This is a genomic window from Nocardia sp. bgisy118, from assembly GCF_057708605.1.
Window position 1 is genome coordinate 37,034 of the sequence record NZ_JBYISM010000035.1, and the last position, 20,459, is coordinate 57,492.

The following is a 20,459-nucleotide window of genomic DNA, read 5'->3' on the forward strand; positions in this document are numbered from 1 at the left end:
GCCCGGCACCTCGAGGTGCCGGGCCGTTCTGTTATCAGGTGCTGTGCGTCTAGCTGCTGCCGAAGAAGACGCCGCGCGGCCAGCCCCAGTGACCGTTGCCGTGCCAGCCGTTGTCGTGCCAGCCGTCGCAACGATCCCACTGGTTCCACCGGTTCCAGTCGTTGTCCCAGAGATCCCAGCCCCAGTCCCCGTGGCAATCCTTGGGGTGGTGGCGGACCTCGGTGAGGGTGGGGGCGCCCGGCTCGGCCGTTGCGGGTACGGCCAAGGCGGCCAAAGGTATTGCGGCGACCGCGCCTGCGACGGCCACGCGGGCCAGCATCCGTCCGGTCGCGGACTTGCTTGTGGTGGACAACATCAATCCTTTCACGCTGCGGCGAACTGCTCGTTCGCCATCCCCTCGCGGAGATACGTCCGCCTGAGCTGGGCGAACGGGTCGGGACATGACGTGCCGTCGTCGTCGCCGGAATGCGACCCCCTGGACATACCGCCGTGCGGGCGACCGCACGCCTACACTCTGCACCACTCGGGCCGAAACGTCACTGGGAGATCGGCATTCGAGAAGACTTTCAGTCCGAAGTACTACCCCGATGGGGGGATCCCCTGAGTGTGACGCCGGGGTTGTACCGGACCGCCCTGGCGTACTCGTTGCGCCGCAGACGTATCCGCCGACCGGCCGCGTCGTCCCGTGCGTTCGGAGCGCTCACCTCGTCTCAGTGCCTGTACCCCGCGAATAGCAACTATCTGGCAATGGACCCGGCGTGTAAGGTTCCCCGCGAATCGGTTCCGACTCGCCACGATGCCTCTCGAGCCTTGCCACGGCGGTCGCAACGCGCCAGACTGGGCAAATGACAACCCTGTCTGTGGTGTCACCCGATTCGGCCGCCGCCGAGCTCGGACGCGCGGCGCGCAAACGGATCTCGCGTTCCGCGCTCGGCGCCTGGCAATCTGCGGCCGACCGCATCGATCCGGTTACCACGCTGGAGCGCCAGGCTGCCACCCGTGTCCCCGAGCTCGTTCCCATTCGCTATGCGCGGATGGCCGCCGCGCCGTTCCCGTTCCTGCGCGGCGCGCCCGCCATCATGGCCGCCGATCTGGCCGCGTCCCCGAACACCGGGTTGACCGTGCAACTGTGCGGTGACGCGCACCTGTCGAACTTCGGCCTGTTCGCCTCGCCGGAACGCTCGCTGGTGTTCGACCTGAACGATTTCGACGAGACCTTGCCGGGTCCGTTCGAATGGGATGTGAAGCGCTTGGCCGCCAGCATCGCGGTCGCCGCGCGGGCCAACGGCCGCCCCGACGTCGACGCGGAGCAAGCCGTGCTTGCCGCCGCCCGCGGCTACCGCGAAGCGATGCTCCGGTTCGCCGCGCTCGACGGCATGACGGTCTGGTACCAGCAGGTCAACGCCGACGCTGTCGCGGCGGTGGTGCGCAATCCCAAGCGGCGCAAGGGCGTCGAACGGACGCTGGCGTCGGCGCGCGCCCGCACCAGCCTGCAAGCGCTGGAGAAGCTCACCGAGCCCGGCGCCGACGGTCGCGTCCGGATCCGGCACCGTCCGCCGTTGCTCACGCCCCTCGAACCGGCGGAAGAGGAGGCGGTCTCGTCGGTATTCGCCGCTTACCGTCGCAGCCTGCCCGAGGAGCGCCGGGTGTTGCTGGACCGGCACCGGTTGGTCGAGGTCGCCCGCAAGGTGGTAGGCGTCGGCAGCGTCGGCACCAGATGCTTCATCGGCCTGCTCGTCGACCGCGACACCTCCGGTCCGCTGTTCCTCCAGGTCAAAGAGGCCCAGGAGTCGGTGCTGAGCCCGCATCTGACGAAGAGTCAGTTCCGGCACCAAGGCCACCGGGTGGTCCACGGGCAGCGACTCATGCAGGCCGCCAGCGACATCTTCCTCGGCTGGGCCACCGGGCCGGAGGGTCGCCACTACTACTGGCGTCAGCTGCGAGACATGAAGGGCTCCGCGGTGATCGAGGACATGCCCTTCGCGGCGCTGACCGAGTACGCCACGCTGTGCGGATACAGCCTGGCGCGTGCCCACGCCCGCTCTGGCGATCGCGTCGCCATCGCCGCGTATCTCGGGACCGGTGATGCGTTCGATCGCGCGATGGCGGCGTTCGCCCTCGCGTATGCGGACCAGACCCTCGACGATCACCAGGCGCTGCTCGAGGCGATCGAGACCGGGCGCGTCGTCGCCGCCGAACCGGAGGCGTGAGACCGGGCCGAGCCCGTCGCGGGGTGTGCGGTTCGGCGGTCGAGCGTGCGGCGTCGAAGAGTCCTTCTACACTGGCTACCGATGAGTAAGTTCTTCGATTCGGTCGACGAGGTGACCCGGCGTCTGACCGCGGCGGGTTACCTGCCGTCCCTGGATATCGCCACGGCCGTGTTCCTCGCCGGACACCTCGGCAAGCCGTTGCTGATCGAGGGTCCCGCAGGCGTCGGCAAGACCGAGCTGGCGAGGGCCGTCGCCGCGGCGACCCAGGCCGAACTGATCCGCCTGCAGTGCTACGAGGGCATCGACGAGGCGCGCGCCCTCTACGAGTGGAACCACGCCAAGCAGCTGCTGCGCATCACCGCCGCCGACGGCGAGGACTGGAACCGCACGCGCGATCACGTCTTCACCGAGGAGTTCCTGCTCGACCGCCCGCTGCTGGCCGCCATCCGCAACCCCGAACCCACCGTCCTGCTCATCGACGAACTCGACAAGGCCGACGTCGAACTCGAAGGACTGCTGCTCGAGGTGCTCGGCGACTTCCAGGTCAGCATCCCCGAGTTCGGCACCGTCACCGCGGTGCGCAAGCCGTTCGTCCTCGTCACCTCCAACGCCAACCGCGACCTCTCCGAGGCGCTGAAGCGGCGCTGCCTGTACCTGCACATCGACTACCCGACGGCGGAACTCGAGCGAGCGATCGTCCGGATGAAGGTGCCCGAGCTGGACGAGGCGCTCGGCGAGCCGATCGTGCGGGTGGTCGGCGCGCTGCGCGAACTGCCGCTGCGCAAATCGCCGTCGATCGCCGAGACCGTCGATTGGGCGAAGACGCTCGTGGCGCTGGGGGCGCGGAACCTGACCAACGGCGTTGTGCGCTCGACACTGGGTGTGCTGTTGAAGTATCAGTCGGACCACCGCATCGCGGTCGAGAAGCTGGCGTTGTCGGACGCGGAGCGCGACGGACGATGAAGGGATCCGGCCTCGAATGCGTTGTCCCGCAGCTGGGCAATTGTCGAATCGCCTTCGTCGGTGGGGGATTTCGTGTCGTCCAGCTGCGAGACCGTCGGTGCGGCAGCGGTAGGTCGCGCCTCGGGTGGTCCGGGGAAAGGGCTCTATGGTGAGCGCGCCGTCCCACCGTGACGTGCGGGTCGGTTCCGACGAGACGCTGACAGACCGTCTCGTCGACTTCGTCGGCCTGCTGCGCGAACACGGCATCCACGCGGGACCCAGCGAAACCGTCGACGCCGCGGCGGCGATCGTCGCGCTCGGCATCGAGAACCGCGACCGCCTGCGTTCGGGTCTGGCCGCCTGCCTGCTCCGCCGCAACGGCCAGCGCGCCGTCTTCGACCAACTCTTCGACCTCTACTTCCTGACCGCCGAGCGGCCAACGCCCGCAACGGTTCCCGAATCCATCGACACGCTGCGCGAGCGTCTGACCGCCGCATTGGCCGCCGATGATCAGGCCGCCCTCGCCGAACTCGCCCGCCAAACACTCACCGAGCTAGGCGGTTACGGCGGAGTGGGCGGTGCGGGTCAACCCTCCCGACCGGTCACCACCGCCTCCGGAGCGGGCTGGTCCTCATACCAGACCATGAAAGCCCTTCGCCCGGAAGAACTTCTGGACCGGATCGTCGCAGGCATGAGCGGCGCGGGTGAACTCGACTCCGCCGTCCAGACCATCGAGGCGCAACGTCGGCTGCGTGCCTTCCGCGGCGCCGTACAAACCGAGGCGCGCCTGCGCTCGGCCGACCTGCGCGGCACCGACTACATCGCCCGCCGGGGCGTCGACACCGCCACCGACCGGATCGATTTCCTCGGCGCCCGCGAACAAGACCTCGCCGAAATGCGCCGCCTCGTCAACCCCTTGGCGCGCAAACTCGCCACCCGCCTCGCCGCCCGCCGCCGCAAAGCCGTCCGCGGCCAGATCGACATGCGCCGCACTCTACGCCGCTCCATGGCCACCGGCGGCGTCCCCGTCGACCCGGTGCTGCGCGCACGCAAACACGGCCGCCCCGACCTCGTCGTCCTCGCCGACCTCTCCGGTTCCGTCACCGGCTTCGCCGAATTCACCCTCCAACTCGTCCAAGCGCTGCAAGACCAATTCAGCAAAGTCCGCAGCTTCGGCTTCATCGACACCTGCGACGAGATCACCGGCTTCTTCACCCCCGGCGAACCACCCCAGCCCGGCCTCTCCACCCGAATCATCCGCGAGGCGAACGTCTCTCGCTTCGGCAGCAGCAACTACGGCGAAGCCCTCCGCACCTTCGCCGACACCCACCTCGAAGCCCTCGGCCCCCGCACCTCCCTCCTCATCCTCGGCGACGCCCGCACCAACCGCACCGACCCCAACCTCCCCGCCCTGGAGGCGATGACCGACCGAGCCAAACACGCCCACTGGTTGAACCCGGAACCGGCCCGGTCGTGGGCCACGGGGGATTCCGCCGCGTTGACCTACGCGGATCACGTGACGATGCACGAATGCCGCAATGTGCATCAGCTGACGGAAGTAATCAGCCGCCTCCTGCCAGCGTGAGCGTCATTGCGGCACAGGTGATTGCGGGCTGCCACAGCACTTTCTCGACCCATCTCTTCTGTCCGTCCATGATTCGTGGAGGATGTTGGCAGGCCGCGCGAGTTGCTCGGTCTCGGCGACGATATGCGGCAGCGCCGTTCGGCGCGCTCCACGCCGCGCCTCGAGCCGTGAGGGCGGCTGGGTCCGGGCCGAACGGGACATCGATCCAAGCAAGTGGTAATCACGTTCGGCTTTGTCGCGCCTTCGACGGCGACGGGGTGTTATGTGCAGGTGGTGCGAGACCGGGGACCGGGGACGTAGGGCATGCGGCCAGGCTCGACCAATCGTCGAATCGGAGGAATAAACGGCGGCGGGGACTGCACGACCGTCCTTCGCTACCCTGGACCAATCTGACATGTAGGGCGCTGGAGGTGGGCGTCGATGGGTGGCAAGATCGACAGTGGTCTGGTCGGCACGATCAAGTGTCTCCGATCCATCGAGTTGTGTGCGGGCGCAGGCGGACTGGCACTCGGGCTCGAGCAGGCAGGGTTTGACCCGGTTGTCCTCGTGGACTATCGCAAGGAGGCTTGTGCAACCTTGAGTACGAATCGTCCGAAATGGGCTGTTCTCCATCGCAGTATCCACGCGGTGGACCCACTCCGTGACCTCTATTCGGGGTATGAGATCGACTTGATCTCGGCGGGTCTGCCAAGGGTGAAGTCCTCCGCGACGGCATCTCGGGCAAGGGGCGACAGCGAAGAGCTGGAATTGCTCGAAGCTACTGGCCGTCTCGTCTCGGAGTTGCGACCCCGCGCGTTGTTGGTAGAGAATGTTCCTGACCTGGTCCGTCGAGCCGAGTATGCCGCCAGTCGCTCGTACGTCGAGAAGTATCTAGACGCAGTAGGATACGAGTACGCCTGGATGATGGTCGACGCCTCCGAGTTTGCCGTGCCACAGCACCGCCTCCTCGGGATTCTTGTGGCATTCCGCGACGGGGGTGTCGACTTGTTCATGGCAGGTCTGGCCAGGCGAGCGCCGTCACGACACTTCACGGTCGGGTCGGTACTGCGAGATTCGATGGCATCACGGGGTTGGGAACAAGCAGCCGAATGGGCCGCGTACGCTGACGATCTGGCCCCGACTGTCGTGGGTGGTTCCTGGGATCGCGGCGGCGCAGACCTGGGTCCCCGCGGATCGCAACAGGCCTGGGCCAAATTGGGCGTGAACGGCGCATCGCTGATAGACGCTCCTCCTGAAGCCGGATTCCACTGGAACCCTGTCGGCGAACGGGATCAGTTGGTGAAGCTGACTGTCGATCAAGTCGCGCTGCTTCAAGGATTTCCATCGTACTGGCAGGTATGTGGGCGAAAGACTGCCAGGTATCGGCAAATCGGAAACGCGACGCCTCCGCCAGCGGCGCACGCAATCGGATTGGCGCTACGTGCGGCACTGAGCGGGTGACCGTTCACTCTGCACTGGCGCCACATGACTATTATCCACTGTCATGCCTGCACTTCCCGAGGTCCTGATCGGACAGGACAAGATCGACATGGTCGATCTGTTCGCGGGACCCGGAGGGCTCGATGTGGCTGCCCGCTGGATGGGCTTGTCTGTCTACGGACTCGAGTGGGATGCTGATGCCTGCGCGACCCGCGGCGCCGCCCAGCTGAATGACAGTGTCCACGATGTGCGGAAGTACGGTCCGCGATCCGTGCCCGGGGCGACGATTCTCGTGGGTGGGCCCCCTTGCCAGACTTTCACCGTCGCAGGCACCGGAAGCGGTCGCCGAGCGCTGGATCGCGTGCTGGGGTTCATCGAGAGAATGGGGGCAGGCGAGGACGTGCGCGACGAGGTTGCGAAACTGGACGATGAGCGAACCGGGTTGGTGTTGGAGCCGTTACGGTGGGTATTGGAAGCTCATCGCGATCGGAGGCCGTTCAAAACCATTGTCCTGGAGCAGGTTCCTGCTGTAGAACCGGTGTGGGCAGCGATGCGTGAGGTTCTCGAGGACAAGCTGAACTATCACGTCGACCACGGTGTACTTCGTACCGAGGAGTTCGGCGTACCACAGACCCGCCGTCGGGCAGTACTGATCGCATCGCGGGAAGGTGAGTACAAGCTTCCGAAAGCTACGCACCGCCCATATCGCAAGGGTGTCCTGCGCTCGGCCGGTGACTCGACACGTCGGCCTTGGGAAACGATGGGCGAGGCGCTGCCGCACCGGGCCGACCCATTCGAAGTGATCTCGAACTACGGCACCGGAGGGAATCCGAAACTGCGTGGAAGACGCACTTCGGATCAGCCCTCGGCGACGGTCACCGGAAAGATCTCCCGAAATCGAGTCCTACAAGGGGGTGCCGAAGGGCGGTTCAGCCCGGAGGAGGCAGGTCGACTGCAGACATTCCCGCTCGACTATCCGTGGAGAGGCGGCGACATAGCCCAGCAAATCGGCAATGCGGTGCCTCCGGTGTTTGCGCTGCACGTGCTATCGGCCGCGTTGGGCAAACAGGTGGACCCCGAAGACGCTCGGCGGGCTGTTGACACCAGCTGGAGCGAAGTTTGTCGGCGGGCATCTTCCGGAGAGCCGCCGATCGTCGCCAATCCGCTTCCTGAGCAGAGGCCGCTGTTCTAGTGCCTCGTCAAGCAACCTTCGGTAGGTAATCAGGTTGCCGGATCTTGGAGTTGACGGCGAAGTCGCGTTTGGGTTGGGCGTGCTGGTTGTACCAGCGGATGTAGGCGCCGATCGCGGCGTCCTGTTCGTTGTGGCTGCGGTGGTCGGTTCCGTTCAACGCGAAATAGCGGAGAGCGGCGAATTCGGCTTCGATCCAGTTCAACCACGATGAATAGGTCGGCAGGAACACCAGTTCCACGTCGTTGACCGCGGCCCAGGCGCGGACCTCGGCTCGCTTGTGCGGGGAGAAGTTGTCGACGATGACGTAGAGCCTTTCGCCAGGCCAGCGCGCCCGCAGCGACTTCAGCAACGACAGGAACTCCTGCCATCGCTTACGATCCCGGATCCGATAGTGGAGCTTGCCGCTCGCCAGATCCAGAGCGCCGAGTAGGTGCCGCACGCCCTGGGTGCGCCGGTAGGTCGCCCGCAGCCGTTTCGGGGTTCGTCGTGGGAACCAGCCACGACCAGCGCGGGGTTGCAGATTCAGCGGTCCGAACTCGTCCACGCAGACCACCCGTCCATCGGTGGGCCGGTGGTCGTAGAGGTCCAGGACGCGGTTCATCTTCGCGGTGAACTCGGGGTCGGTCCCGGCTTTCCAGGTTTTGACCGCCTGCCACGACACCCCCTCGGCTTTGAGGATCTTGCGCAGAGTTTCGCGGCTGATATCGGCGATTCCGTTGCTGAGCAACACTTCTCGCAGTTTCGACAGACTCCACACCGAGAACGGCCAGCCCAGGTCCCGCGGGCAGCACCGGGCGATGCAGGCGATGCGTTCACGCGTCGCCCGATCTACCTTCTTCGGCCTGCCCGCGCTCCATTTTGGGTCCAAAGCCTCGAACCCCCGTTCGTTGAACTCGTGGATCACCTGCCGCACATACGCCTCGCTGACCTGCATCAACCGAGCGATCGCGGGAACCGGCTGCCGCTGGGCCGAGGCCATCACCACGATCGCTCGTCGCGTCCTGATCGGCTGTTTGCTCGTCTTGGTGATCTTCTGCAACCGGCGCCCCTCCTCCGGGGTCACCTCTCGCACAAACACTTCCGGCTTCCGGGCCACCGGCACCACCTCCACCGGCAGCATCACCGGCCACAGGCCCACGATCAACCCGACACCCGGTTACCGAGGCAACCTACTTGGACGAGGCACTAGCGCTCGGGCATCGCCTCGTGTTCACGTGGCAGCGAGGTCTACCTGGAGTCTCGGGGAGTGCGAGATCCCGCCGCTGTAGCAGTTGCAGCTCGCCGAACGATGGGCCTTGTGCGCGTCGTGGAATCGGCGCACAGTCGTTGACAAACTTCTAGCCAAAGGGCATAGGGTTATCCGGCATGGGGGTGTAAAGCTCCCGTCGTCGACTCAGTTGTGCGACAGTGGGATTGAGGGGTGAAGGGGTTGACAGATGGTCCGAACGACGGCCCACGTTTCCCGACGAAGCCGCGCCTACCGAGGTGCTCGCGAGCTGCTCGTGCACCGCAATCTCTGCAGCGGTCTCGTTGTCGTTTGCATCCCGCCTGGCGCAGCCCTACAGGCCGTCGACAGAGATTCTGGCCGCGGATCACGACCACCGGCCAGACGCGGTGTCGGCCCGCATCCCAAACCGTCACCACGATTGGCGATCCTGTCGCCACTCCGGAGCAACCAGTTTTGTGGATCGCGCAGAGAGTTGCTCGACGTAGCTCAGCACCTGAGGTGAGCTCTTCCTAAACCGTCTAGCCCGGCGACGTCACAGCGAAGCGCTTCGATCGAGTTGGTGCCCAAGGTCTTCGAGCTTCCTTTCGCCAGTGAACGATTAGTCGGCTCGTGCTGCTGGTATCGCGTTCGCCGCAGCACAATTTCATTGGACCAAGATCGAGAAGGATGGCAGTGAATCACACAGCAGGGGGCGCATGGACGCCGGATCCGGACCTGATGCGGGATGTCGAAGACCAGTTCGGCCGGGCAATCGCTTCATATCGTGCGAACCCCAACTTGGTGATCGAGCATGCAAACCACGAGGAATCGATTCGCACCGGCGGTTACGCGAACCGCACCCTGCTCGAGTTGGTGCAGAACGCCGCCGACGCTATGGCGGGCGGCGGTGACAGCTCGGGGCGAGTCGAGATCGTCCTCGATCCAGAGAGATCGACTCTATACTGCGCGAACGCGGGACGCCCCTTTTCGAAGTCTGGGTTGACAGCGATCGAACACGCCCACCTCAGCGCGAAGCGAGGCGACGAGATCGGGCGTTTCGGTCTCGGATTCAAGTCGGTTCTCGCCGTGACTCGTGCGCCGCAGGTCTTCAGTCGTTCCGTATCGTTCGAATTCAACTCACCACGGGCGTCCGCGGCCCTCGTGGATGTGGGTTCCGGGGCGAAGCGATACCCGATCCTGCGAACCGCAACCTTGATCGATCCGGATGAGCATTTCGCGATCGATCCGGTTCTCGCCGACTTGTCGCAGTGGGCAGCCACAATCGTCAAACTTCCGAACGCGGTGAACCTGGAACAATTGCGGAGGGAGATCGAGACCTTTGCTTCCGAGTTCCTGCTGTTCGTCAGGTCGGTGCGTGAGATCCGGCTCCGTGTGCTCGGTGCGGGTGGATTCGAGACAAGTCACGTATCCAGGGATCTCGGAAACGGTCTGCTGAAGATCGAAAGGCCTGATGGCAGCGGTGAGGAATGGATCATCGAGGACAAGATGCACGCGCCGTCGAAGGCGGCGCGGCAGCTGGTCGGCGAAGCGGTGTCACGGAACAAGGTAAAAGTGACAGTCGCAGTGCCGGTCCGGCACTCGCAGCGCCGCGTCGGTCGCTTCTGGTCGTATTTCCCATTGCAGGACGAGACTTCGGCATCGGCACTGTTCAATGCCCCATGGAGTGTCAACGACGACCGAACTACGTTGCTGCGCAATGAATACAACCGCGAGATACTCGGGACGCTCGCCGAGGTGTTCATCGGGCTGTTGTCGCGAATCCCCACCTCCGAGGATCCCGCGGCACACCTCGACTACCTTCCTGCCCGTGGCCGCGAGGAACGTTCCTTCGGCGACTCCGTCCTGTGTTCGGCGGTGCCTCGTCTGTCCGAATCCATGGCGCTGATTCCGGACGCTTGCGGAGCTTTTCAGCACTGTGGCTCTCTGCGTCCACTGGATCTGACGGTTCCACAGAAGGACTTGTGGCACAAGCAGTGGAGTGAATCACCGAATACTGGCTCCGACGTTCCCCACTGGCGTTGTTACTCCTCCCCGCAGCGGGTCGCGCGTCTTCGGTCGCTACTTGTACGGGGCGTCGGTGAGGCGATCCTCGACGAGGACACCCGCGATGCGAAGCGGGCGTTGGAGGCCATGCCCAAGCGTGGTCTGCTCTCCTGGTTGCGGGAGTGGGCTGAGGGAGACGACATCAAGTCGACGCTCGCTGCGTTCAAGTTCATTGTCGAGCATAGGAACATCCCGGGGATCGTCCACGCCAAGGTGATCCCGACTACCGACGGAATGAAGTCGCTCGATGACAAGTCGATGGTGTTTCTCGAGCGCGAGGAAGATCTCGAGATCGATGGCGCAGAGTTTGTCGCGCCAGCCTTTCTCGCGCAGCCAGGTGTCCAGAAGATATTGCAGGAGGCTGGCTTTCGAAAGCTCGATCCCGAAGCGATCCTCACCGCCCGAGTCGAGCAGCTGTCGGAGTCGGCATCCGACGATGAGTTGACTCGGTTGTGGGACGCCGTGCTGAATGTCTCGGTACCTGTAGCGGTCCGAGTGCTGACAGCACATCGTCGGCACGTCATCAAAGTGCCTACGTGTGACGGTGGTTGGGCGTGGCCGCTGCAGACCTTCGACATCGACCAATTGCTGGCCCACCATTATCCAGAGTGCTCTCTCGATCGCTCCCGATGCATGCCTGACGTAGCACATGCGCTGGGAGTCGTTCAGACGCCCGTCAAGAAGTATTCGTTCGATGATGAGCCCTTCAAGGACGAGTACGAGAAGTGGGTTCTCGAGGTCGTCAACCAGATCCTCGGCGCTGGTGAGCGACCAGTGGAGCGCATGAGTTTGTATCCCAAATCCGGTCACTCGCCGGGACCCTTCTCCATGCTGATGATGCTGGAGGAGGCCGAGGTATCCGAGGCAGTCCGCACGAAATGGACCTGTGATCTCCTGTCGCTCAGCGACGCTGTGTGGGACTGCGAAGACATCGACTCCGGTGTCACCTACGAGGTGACCTCGCCCGTGCACTGGGCGGCCGACCGAGCTGGTCTCGTACGTTCGTCGCTCGGCTACCGGAGGCCGAGCGGCGTTGTTGCTCCTTCGCTTGTGCAGTACAAGGCGATCTTGCCGCTATTCGAGGGGGCGCGTGACCTCGTCGACAAACTGGAGCTTGCCGACGAGTTGGAGAGCGTCCCGGAATCGATACTGGCGGAAGGACTTGCGACATCACTGCTGCCGCCCACGATAAGCGACAGATTGCTGGGTGAATTCATTGTGGTGGCAAGTAGTATCGCTTACCCCGAGGGGTACCCACCCGCAGTCCCAGCACATGTAGGTCGCGGATTCGAATCACGTTCTCCGAAATCTGTTTTTATCGCAGTGAACGGCGAACAACGATCCTTCTTGGCTGGGCGGCATCGCCCGTATCTGATGGCCGATGAGGAACTCGCGGAGCAGTTGATCGACACCGTGGGTTGCCAGCGGTTCGAGGACACCTTCGAATTCTCGATGCACTGCGATGGCCAGCAGGCCACAGAACGTGTGCTGGATGTGTTCACTGGACTCCGCAGTACTTTTGCCGAAGAGCTCTCGGCGGCAACGGTGACAAGGGCGATACAGATCATCAAGCGTGTTACCACCGCCGACGGAGTCGAGGATCAGTCGCTCGACTGGCACCTGTCCGGCTCGGATTTGTTCGTACAGTCTGAGTTCGAGGAACGCGCACTCCTCGAGACGCTGAACGAGGCGTTCGAGCTTCGTATGAACAACGCTGACCTCGAAAGGGTTCGGCAGGCAGGCATCGACCACCGGCTCGAATCGTTGCGCCAGCGCGCGCAGGCGGCGGACGGTGACGTCGAACGCATCGACATTTACATCGGTGAAGATGATCTCCGGGACGCGTTGCCGAGTGGTCTCTGGAAGGCACTGGAAGCGCAAGGCTTGGTAGACCAGGCGACCTCGGTCGCCAAACTGTGTCTGACGGTCTACGGGTCCGACACGATCGAGAGGCTCGCAGGTGCCTTTCGCCGGGAAGGATTCCCCGATGTCCCGACGGAATGGGCCGGTCGCGGACCCACTATTTCGTGGCTACGCAAGATGGGATTCGGACCCGAGTTCGCCGGTCGGCCCAACCGTAGGGAGGAAGCGGAGTTCATCGTTCCCGGAGCAACCAGATTGACGTCGCTCCATGAATTCCAGCGAACGATCAGGGTGCAGCTCCGGGACGTTCTCACCAGGAAGGACGAGAAGGGCCGCTGCTACAAGGCAATGGTCGAGCTGCCGACTGGGTCTGGAAAGACTCGTGTCGCGACCCAAACCGTGCTCGAGCTCTTCCGGGACGACGAGATGCGAGGCACCATCCTGTGGATCGCGCAGTCGCAAGAACTGTGTGAACAGGCTGTCCAGACATGGAGCACGGTCTGGCGTGGGCTCAAAGACGAACGCCCGCTGACGATCTGTCGGCTTTGGGGTAGCAACGAGATACATGAACCGGACACCGAGTTCAGTGTCGTGGTCGCCACCGACGCCCAGCTCGACGAGGCGATCACCAGGCCCGAATATCAGTGGCTCAGCGAACCCGCCGCGGTGATCATCGACGAAGGCCACCGCGCCGGTGACTCCGAGCGGTACACCCGCATTCTCGATTGGTTGGGTGTCGCGGGCCACGGATACGCACGACCGCTGGTCGGTCTGTCCGCAACACCGTTCAAAGGCAACTCCGATCACGCGTCAGCGCGACTGGCCTCACGGTTTGGGAACCGAATCCTACGGGCGTTCGACTACGATGCGTATCGGAAGCTGGCCGACATTGGCATCCTTGCACGTGTGCAACACGAGGTGTTGCCTACGGGTCATACCGTGGTGATGGACGACGCGGAGAAGAAGCACGCCACGAAGTTCAAGGCAATCCGACCCAGCGTCCTGGATAAGATCGGCCAGGACCATAAGCGGATGGCAATTCTCGTCGAACACATCCTCGGCACTGAGCACAAGCAAGGCACTGTTGCCGATGGTTCTGTCCTGGTGTTCATGCCGAGCGTGCTCTCTGCGCAGGTTCTCGCGGCGATCCTGTCGTATCGCGGAATCACGGCAGAATCGGTCAGCGGCGATACGGGTCGGCAACGGCGTCGGGAAGTCATTCAGCAGTTCAAGGAAGGGAAGATCGACGTCCTGACGAACTGTGACCTTCTGGTCCAGGGGTTCGATGCACCCGGAGTTCGGACTCTCTACATCGCGCGCCCCACGTTCAGCCCGAATGCCTACATCCAGATGGCTGGGCGTGGCCTGCGTGGTCCGGCGAACCAGGGCAGCGCCCTGTGTCGAATTGTGGATCTGGAGGACAACTTCGGTGACAACAACGACTTTCTCGGGTTCCGCAAGTACGCCGATCTGTGGGAGGAACACCGTCTATGATCATCGTTCCGGATCTTGCGGAGGTCGTTCGTAGCGCGCGGAGCGATGCGGAGCGGCGAGTCGCCAAACTGCTCAAGGCGATTGAAGGGCCCGAGTACAGTGTCGCTTTCCACTCGGTAAATCTTCGTTCGCATGCCCACAAACAGCAGGCGGAAGCCGATTTCGTCATCCTCTGGCGCGGTGTCGTCGTGGTCGTCGAAGTGAAGGGGGGAGGCATAAGGAAGCACAGTGGCGCCTGGTGGTCCGTTGATCGGCACGGCGAGTGGCACAAGCTGTCAGAATCGCCTATGACACAGGCGCAATCGGCGATGTTCGCCCTCCGCGACATCCTTCGAGAGGAAGGGCTTGGGTGGTTCGCGCACGAGGCCGTAGTCATCACGCCGGACATCGATGCGCCTCCGCATTCGATCGGGTGGTCGCCGACGCACTGGTTCGCCAAGAACGAGATGACTGTCGCGGGTCTCAGGGCAGCGCTCGATGCCGTCGTGGCCGGCGCCCGCTCAGCACCCGGCAATGTCAAGAAAGCCTCCGCCAAGGGCCTCATGGAACGGTTGTTCGGGGAGTTCACTCGGATGCCGGTTGTCGACGCACAGCGCGGAGCAATTCTGGAGGAGCAGAACAAGGCGACCGAGGAGCAGGCCAGAGTGCTGGCTTCGCTCGCTCGCAACCAGCGGATGTTCGTATTCGGCGGTGCGGGGACAGGAAAGTCGCTGGTGTTGGCCGAGGCCGCCAAGCTCGAGGCCGATGCGGGGCGATCGGTTCTGATCACCTTCCATTCGCATGCCCTTGCCGACCTGTTCGCTCCACTTGTCGCGGGGCGAACGATTGACGTCTTGCCGTTCGACAGACTGACCGGTGACAAACGATACGAGGCTGTTCTCGTCGACGAGGCACAGGACTTGATGACGGCGGACGCGATGGACCGATTGGATACCGTCATCGCGGGTGGTCGGGCCAAGGGTCGATGGAGGATGTTCCTGGATCCGAACAACCAGGCGCACGTGGACGGTCGATTCGACCAGGATACTTTCGATCTGATCGCGGATGAGGCGCCGTCCTTCGACCTGAGTCGGAACGTGCGCAACACCAAAGCGATCGTCGACGTCGTTCAGGGTTACCTGGGTGCCGATGTTGGAGATCCGGGCATCGTGCACGGCGAGAAAATCCAATGGCACTGGACGGATCAGACCTTTGGAGTCACCGAGGCGGCTCGTATCGCGCGGGAGCTGGCGTCGGAAGGTGCTGCACGCAAGGACATCTGGATCATCTCCGTATCCGGTCGAACGCAGCAGATGCCCCTCGACAGCTTCATGGTGAAGCACCCCAAGCAGACCAAAGGCCTTGAGGTCGAGCATGTGATCGTGTGCGATCTGCCTATCGACTTCGACGATACGGCTGTCGCTGCGTTCTACGTGTCGATCACCCGAGCCCGTGTGTCGCTCCACATCGTCGCAACCCAGGACGACAAGCGCAGACTTCAGGAACTCGCGCAGCAGCGAGGAGGTATCAGATGACCCTCACCAAGACGCAAAAGAGTGCACTCGAACACCTGCGGGCGGCCTACATAGGGCCGGAGAGTGACTACGACGAAGTCCTTTTCAATCGTCCCAACCTCCAGTACTCGGTGGGCATGCTGTTCCCAGCCCAATTCAGTTCGGCGGGCTCCCATGAGGACCGTGCGGAGGACGAGTCAGAACTTGATGCGACCGTTCCTGCAGGCGAAATCGAGGAGTCGGGCGCAGGGGTGCCTCTTGCCGAGGAGTGGCGACCGACATCGGTTGCGCTGTCGTTCGTCACCGACAGCACCGAGGTTGTCTGTCGGGTAGCAGGTGGGACGTATGCCCCGATCGTCGACGACGGCCCGCCACGCTGGCAGCGGCAGCCCTTCGAGTTCTCCGACATCAGACTGGGAGTCGGTCGACGCTCGCAGTTTCGGGTGACGGGTGAAGTGCCGTTCGAAGTCGGATCGTTGTGGCGACCTTTCGGTGACTCCCACTTGGTAACGGTGCACATCAAGGTCCACACGAGTACCACCGGCGACGACAAGCTCGACATTCCACGGATGCTGTTCCAGGTGGAGCTGGAGGTGACGGCCGCTGCAGGCGGGCAGATCCAGGAGTACTTCTCGTCGCGAGCGTTCGAGATCGACGAGGAAGCCACCGAGCTGCGACTGCGTTACCGGAATCGCAAGATCTACGGCGTCGGGCACGGTATGGCAGCAGACTGGAAGTTCGAGGCTGGTCGCTGTGCCAAAGTGTTTCTCGATCCGGTCCCGTCGTTCGTCGTTCCCCAAATCGAGACAACCGGGTTTGCCCCGGGCTCGCCGGAAGCGCGAGCGCTTCGCCTGGACGAACTGGCACGAATGGACACCGAACCGGAGCCAGTGCTCGCGTCACTCGACGCGTTCGTCTCGGCCTTCGCCGTTTGGGTCACGGAACAGGAGGCACGAGTCGGGACCTTCGACGACCACACCGCCGTCGCGAAGGCGGTCGTGGGCCGCGCACGTTCTGCGGTTCGGCGCATGGAGGAAGGTGTCAAGCAACTCCGTGTGCCTGGCAATGGCACACTGCGGCAGGCTTTTTCGATGGGGATGGCAGCGATGCGTCTGCAGATGTTGCAAACCCTGAAGACTCGAAACGACGAGCCGGAAGAGCCGAAGTGGCGGCCATTCCAGCTCGGCTTCCTTCTGGTTTCGCTGGCTTCCACCGTCGACGCACACCACCCGGATCGCGAAGTGGTAGACCTGATCTGGTTCCCCACCGGCGGCGGCAAGACCGAGGCATACCTCGGCCTAGCCGCCATCGAGGTCTTCCGACGTCGCCTTGCGTATGGCATCGAAGGGGGCGGAACCGCAGTCATCACACGGTACACGCTTCGCCTACTGACAGCTCAGCAGTTCCAGCGGGCGGCCGCGCTGATTTGTGCGATGGAGATTCTGCGGAAGTCTGATCCTCGAGCCAAGGGCCTGGCACGTTTCTCCATCGGCCTATGGGTCGGAAACGAGGCAACACCGGCGACACTCGGTGAGGCCAAGAAAGCCCTGGAGCGGATGCACCGCGCGGCGCGTCCTGAAGAGGCGAACAGCTTTCAGGTCGAGAGCTGCCCGTGGTGCTTTACTCCGCTGGTACCCGCGGAGAGGTCGTCCGACCGCAGCAGTTATGGGGTCAAGCTGGTCGGCCACGACGTCATCATGCACTGCACGGATATGAACTGTGAGTTTCACGATGAGCTACCGCTGTCGGTGATCGACGATGTCCTATACCAGAATCCGCCAACGATTCTGCTCGCCACCGTCGACAAGTTCGCCAGGCTGCAGTTCAAACCCGAAGCGGGCAGCCTGCTCGGGCTGTCCACGAACTACGAGCAGCCGTCCATGATCATTCAAGACGAGTTGCACCTGTTGTCCGGTCCGCTCGGGACCACGGTGGCGGTTTTCGATGCGGTGATCCAGCTACTTCTCTCGCGCGGCGGCACGAGCCCCAAGATCGTGGCCTCGACGGCGACGATCCGCGCTTCCGGTGAGCAGATTCAAGGTCTGTATGGTCGTTCTGTTCAGCTGTATCCACCAGCCGGTCTGGACGACGACAGCACATTCTTCTCTCGGCCGGTCAAGTCCGGCGAAGGGCGCTTGTACGTGGGACTCATGCCCCAGTCGCTGTCGCAAGCGTCCGCCCTGGTAGCGACGACCGCGCCCTTGGTCGAGATTCCGGAAGTGCTGACCGGCCAATCCGAGGATGGGCCGTCACGGGACGCTTTCTGGACGCTGGTCATGTACCACAACAGTCTCCGAGAGCTCGGACGATCGGGGACGTTGGTGGTCGATGACGTCAATGGACGCTTGGAAACGCGCGCGGATCGACTCGGGATTCCGCTGCGGCGCGTCCGGGCAGGCCGCGTGCTGGAATTGACGAGCCGAAAGGGCCCAGAGGAGCTTCCGAATGACCTGCGTGAACTGAGGTCAACCGCGGACAGAACGGACGAGGCGATCGATGTCGTGCTGTCGTCGAACATGCTGTCGGTGGGGATCGACATCCCACGGCTCGCGCTGATGCTGATGGTCGGACAGCCGAAGACGACTGCCGAGTACATTCAGGCGACCAGTCGCGTGGGGCGCGGAAAGAACAACGGCATCATCGTTACGTTGTTCCGGTCCAACCGCGCCCGGGACCGCTCTCAGTTCGAGACCTTCCGTGGCTATCACGAAGCGTTGTATCGAAGTGTCGAGCCGACCAGTGTCACTCCGTGGTCGATGGCCTCACGGGAACGTTCGCTGGCGGGTGCCCTCGTTGCCCTGGTCCGGCAGACCATTCCGATGCTCGCGTCCGACGCCGCGGCGATTTTCTTCGATCTCGACAATGACATGCTCCGGCCGCGAGTCGAGAAATTGGTCGAACAGTTCATGACCTATGTCGAGCGATCCGATTCGATCGAGGAAGAGGAGACGAGGAAGCAGATATGGATGCTTCTTCGTGAGTGGGATCGCCGCGCTCGCGCCGCGCGGGAGGAGAACGGTTCGCTTCGCTACGACCGGCGCAATCAGGCCGATCAGGCGCTGCTGAAGCGATTCGGACAGGCTGGCGAAGGATGGCTGGTCGGTGACTCTATGCGGTCGGTGGAGCCGAATGTCGCTGTCGAGGTTCGGGAGCCGAATGAGGAGGGACAACATGGAACGGATCAAGCATGACCTTCGGCTCTCGGAGACGATCACGCCGTTCGGTGTAGGTGCGATCGCGGATGTGCGCGGCGAGTCGATAATCGCGTCCGATACGTCGTGGTGGGACCGGCGGTCGGCGCCGGAGATCAGCTGTGAGCGATTGCTTTCGCGCCTTGGGCCAGGCGAACTCCGGCAGCCGCCCGCGCATGCTGGCAGAAGCGCCAAGGATACTGCGGCACTCCTATATTGGAGGTTCCCGGCCTGGCGGTTCTGTGAGCGTTGTTCGAAGCTGTCGAGATATTCGGAGCGGAACAAGGGACGCTGGAGCAACTCCTGCGCCTGCGGTGGAGTGCTGGTTCCGATGCGTTACGTGGCCATCTGCGAAGGCGGCAGTCATGTGCAGGACATCAACTGGTTTCAATGGGCGCATCGTGGTCATGATGAGGGGGTGACCGATGAGGTCCGATTCTGCCGTGCGTACAAGGAGCTGCTGTTCGTCCGGTCGAGGAAACATGGCGAAGGTCTCGCGTCGCTGCGTGTCACTTGTGGAGGCTGCAACCGAGCACGATCGCTCGCGGAATTGGTAGGCGCTGGTTCGCTTCGTCGCGACGGGATCAGATGCGAGGGGCGGCAGCCGTGGCAGGACAGGGACTTTGTCGAGCAGCCGTGTGAACACCCGTTGTTCGCCGTTCAGCGCGGCGCCACGGGCAACTACATCGCAGAACGGGTATCCGCGTTGGATATCCCCGAAGCGCGGCCGCAATCGAAGGAATTGGAAGACCGCGTCCGCGGCCATGTGCTGTTCGAGAGGGTCGAGGGCGACAACGGCGGACCACAAGCCGACCTAGTCGCAGGCTGGATTGCCGAGGAACTCGGCATCGACAAAGAAATGGTACTAGCGCTCGCAAACCAGAAGACGACCGAAGAGGATGAGTCGTTAGTGCTCGACTTGAAGGACGGCGAGTGGTCTGCGTTCCTCGGAAAACTCGGCACCCGTCGAGACTGCAGCGAAAGCAATTTCGTTGTCGATGGTTGGCCGGTCGATTCAACGATGTCGGGCAATCAGGCACTGGCTGCGTGTATCTCGGGAATCGGTCAGGTCCGGAGGGTGCGTGAGGTCAGGGCGCTCAGAGGCTTCAGGCGGTACAACGCGCAAGCGGAGCGAATACCGGCCGATCTCGGACCTGACCGGAAGCGACGGCCGATCTTCCCGGCGCTCGAGCTGTTCGGGGAGGGATTCTTCATCAGATTCGACGAAGACCGGATCGCCGAATGGGAGTCCGACACCCGAGTGCAACAGCGGGCAGGTTTGCTACTGACGCGACGTCGCGAGCTACAGTGGGCGCACCGTTTGGACGAGCCGGAACCTCGATACATTGCTCTGCATACTATTGCCCACCTGCTGATTCGTCGGCTCGCCTTCGCTAGCGGATATTCGTCCGCGTCCCTGCAGGAACGGATTTACGCGAACTCGAGCCGCCCCGATCGGACCGCGGGCATTCTTATCTACACTGCTGCCGGGGATGCCCAGGGCACACTAGGAGGCCTGGTCCGTCTCGGCGAACCCGGTCGCCTGATCCCACTGATGCTTGCCGCACTCGACGATGGTGATGTCTGCTCGAATGACCCCGTGTGCATCGAAAGCGATCGTCAGGGGACATCCCTGTTGAATCTTTCGGCATGTCACGGATGCACGTTGGTGAGCGAGACGTCCTGTGAATCAGGGAATCGTTTGCTGGATCGTCAGCTGGTGTACGGCGGCAGCAAGACACCAGGGTTGTTGGAGGCGGTCTTGCCCGAGCTGAGGAGCACTGTCGGCGCAAAGTGAT

11 protein-coding genes are annotated in these 20,459 nt (G+C 63.3%); 9 read left to right on the plus strand and 2 right to left on the minus strand.

The features are described 5' to 3' along the window. Nucleotides 1-49: 49 nt before the first annotated feature. Entirely contained in the window at nucleotides 50-355 is a 306-nt protein-coding gene (locus AC3EO7_RS32410; protein ID WP_431972043.1) for a hypothetical protein, read from the minus strand. Between the two features lie 490 nt (nucleotides 356-845). On the opposite strand from AC3EO7_RS32410, the gene AC3EO7_RS32415 reads away from it, so the two are divergent. The 5 genes from AC3EO7_RS32415 (at nucleotide 846) to AC3EO7_RS32435 (ending at nucleotide 7,348) form a co-directional block, all read left to right on the plus strand. Then, nucleotides 846-2,210 carry a DUF2252 domain-containing protein gene (locus AC3EO7_RS32415; RefSeq protein WP_435593278.1) on the plus strand — a complete coding sequence of 455 codons (1,365 nt, stop codon included), beginning with the start codon at nucleotides 846-848 and terminating at the stop codon, nucleotides 2,208-2,210. Between the two features lie 81 nt (nucleotides 2,211-2,291). Continuing rightward, complete coding sequence (locus AC3EO7_RS32420) at nucleotides 2,292-3,173, plus strand: AAA family ATPase (protein WP_435593279.1); 882 nt, start codon at nucleotides 2,292-2,294, stop codon at nucleotides 3,171-3,173. 148 nt (nucleotides 3,174-3,321) lie between these two features. Next, a complete protein-coding gene (locus AC3EO7_RS32425; protein ID WP_435593280.1) occupies nucleotides 3,322-4,737 on the plus strand; it encodes a vWA domain-containing protein in 1,416 nt (471 codons plus the stop codon). Between the two features lie 420 nt (nucleotides 4,738-5,157). After that, complete coding sequence (locus AC3EO7_RS32430) at nucleotides 5,158-6,177, plus strand: DNA cytosine methyltransferase (RefSeq protein WP_435593281.1); 1,020 nt, start codon at nucleotides 5,158-5,160, stop codon at nucleotides 6,175-6,177. 43 nt (nucleotides 6,178-6,220) lie between these two features. Continuing rightward, complete coding sequence (locus AC3EO7_RS32435; protein ID WP_435593282.1) at nucleotides 6,221-7,348, plus strand: DNA cytosine methyltransferase; 1,128 nt, start codon at nucleotides 6,221-6,223, stop codon at nucleotides 7,346-7,348. 7 nt (nucleotides 7,349-7,355) lie between these two features. Here the strand turns inward: AC3EO7_RS32435 and AC3EO7_RS32440 are convergent, their stop codons facing one another. Continuing rightward, nucleotides 7,356-8,486 (minus strand): IS630 family transposase, encoded by a 1,131-nt coding sequence (locus AC3EO7_RS32440; RefSeq protein WP_435593305.1) that lies wholly within the window; start codon nucleotides 8,484-8,486, stop codon nucleotides 7,356-7,358. A gap of 762 nt (nucleotides 8,487-9,248) precedes the next feature. On the opposite strand from AC3EO7_RS32440, the gene AC3EO7_RS32445 reads away from it, so the two are divergent. The 4 genes from AC3EO7_RS32445 to drmB are packed head-to-tail and all read left to right on the plus strand — an operon-like array spanning nucleotide 9,249 to nucleotide 20,458. Continuing rightward, complete coding sequence (locus AC3EO7_RS32445) at nucleotides 9,249-13,976, plus strand: sacsin N-terminal ATP-binding-like domain-containing protein (RefSeq protein ID WP_435593283.1); 4,728 nt, start codon at nucleotides 9,249-9,251, stop codon at nucleotides 13,974-13,976. Further along, on the plus strand, nucleotides 13,973-15,490 hold the full coding sequence (locus AC3EO7_RS32450; protein WP_435593284.1) for an NERD domain-containing protein: 1,518 nt from the start codon (nucleotides 13,973-13,975) through the stop codon (nucleotides 15,488-15,490). The genes AC3EO7_RS32445 and AC3EO7_RS32450 overlap by 4 nt, the downstream gene beginning before the upstream one ends. Further along, entirely contained in the window at nucleotides 15,487-18,660 is a 3,174-nt protein-coding gene (locus AC3EO7_RS32455) for a helicase-related protein (protein ID WP_435593285.1), read from the plus strand. The genes AC3EO7_RS32450 and AC3EO7_RS32455 overlap by 4 nt, the downstream gene beginning before the upstream one ends. Continuing rightward, the gene (drmB, locus tag AC3EO7_RS32460) at nucleotides 18,641-20,458 is read left to right on the plus strand and encodes a DrmB family protein (protein ID WP_435593286.1); all 1,818 of its coding nucleotides are present in this window, start codon (nucleotides 18,641-18,643) and stop codon (nucleotides 20,456-20,458) included. Before AC3EO7_RS32455 ends, drmB begins: the two co-directional genes overlap by 20 nt. The last annotated feature ends 1 nt before the right edge of the window (nucleotide 20,459 follow it).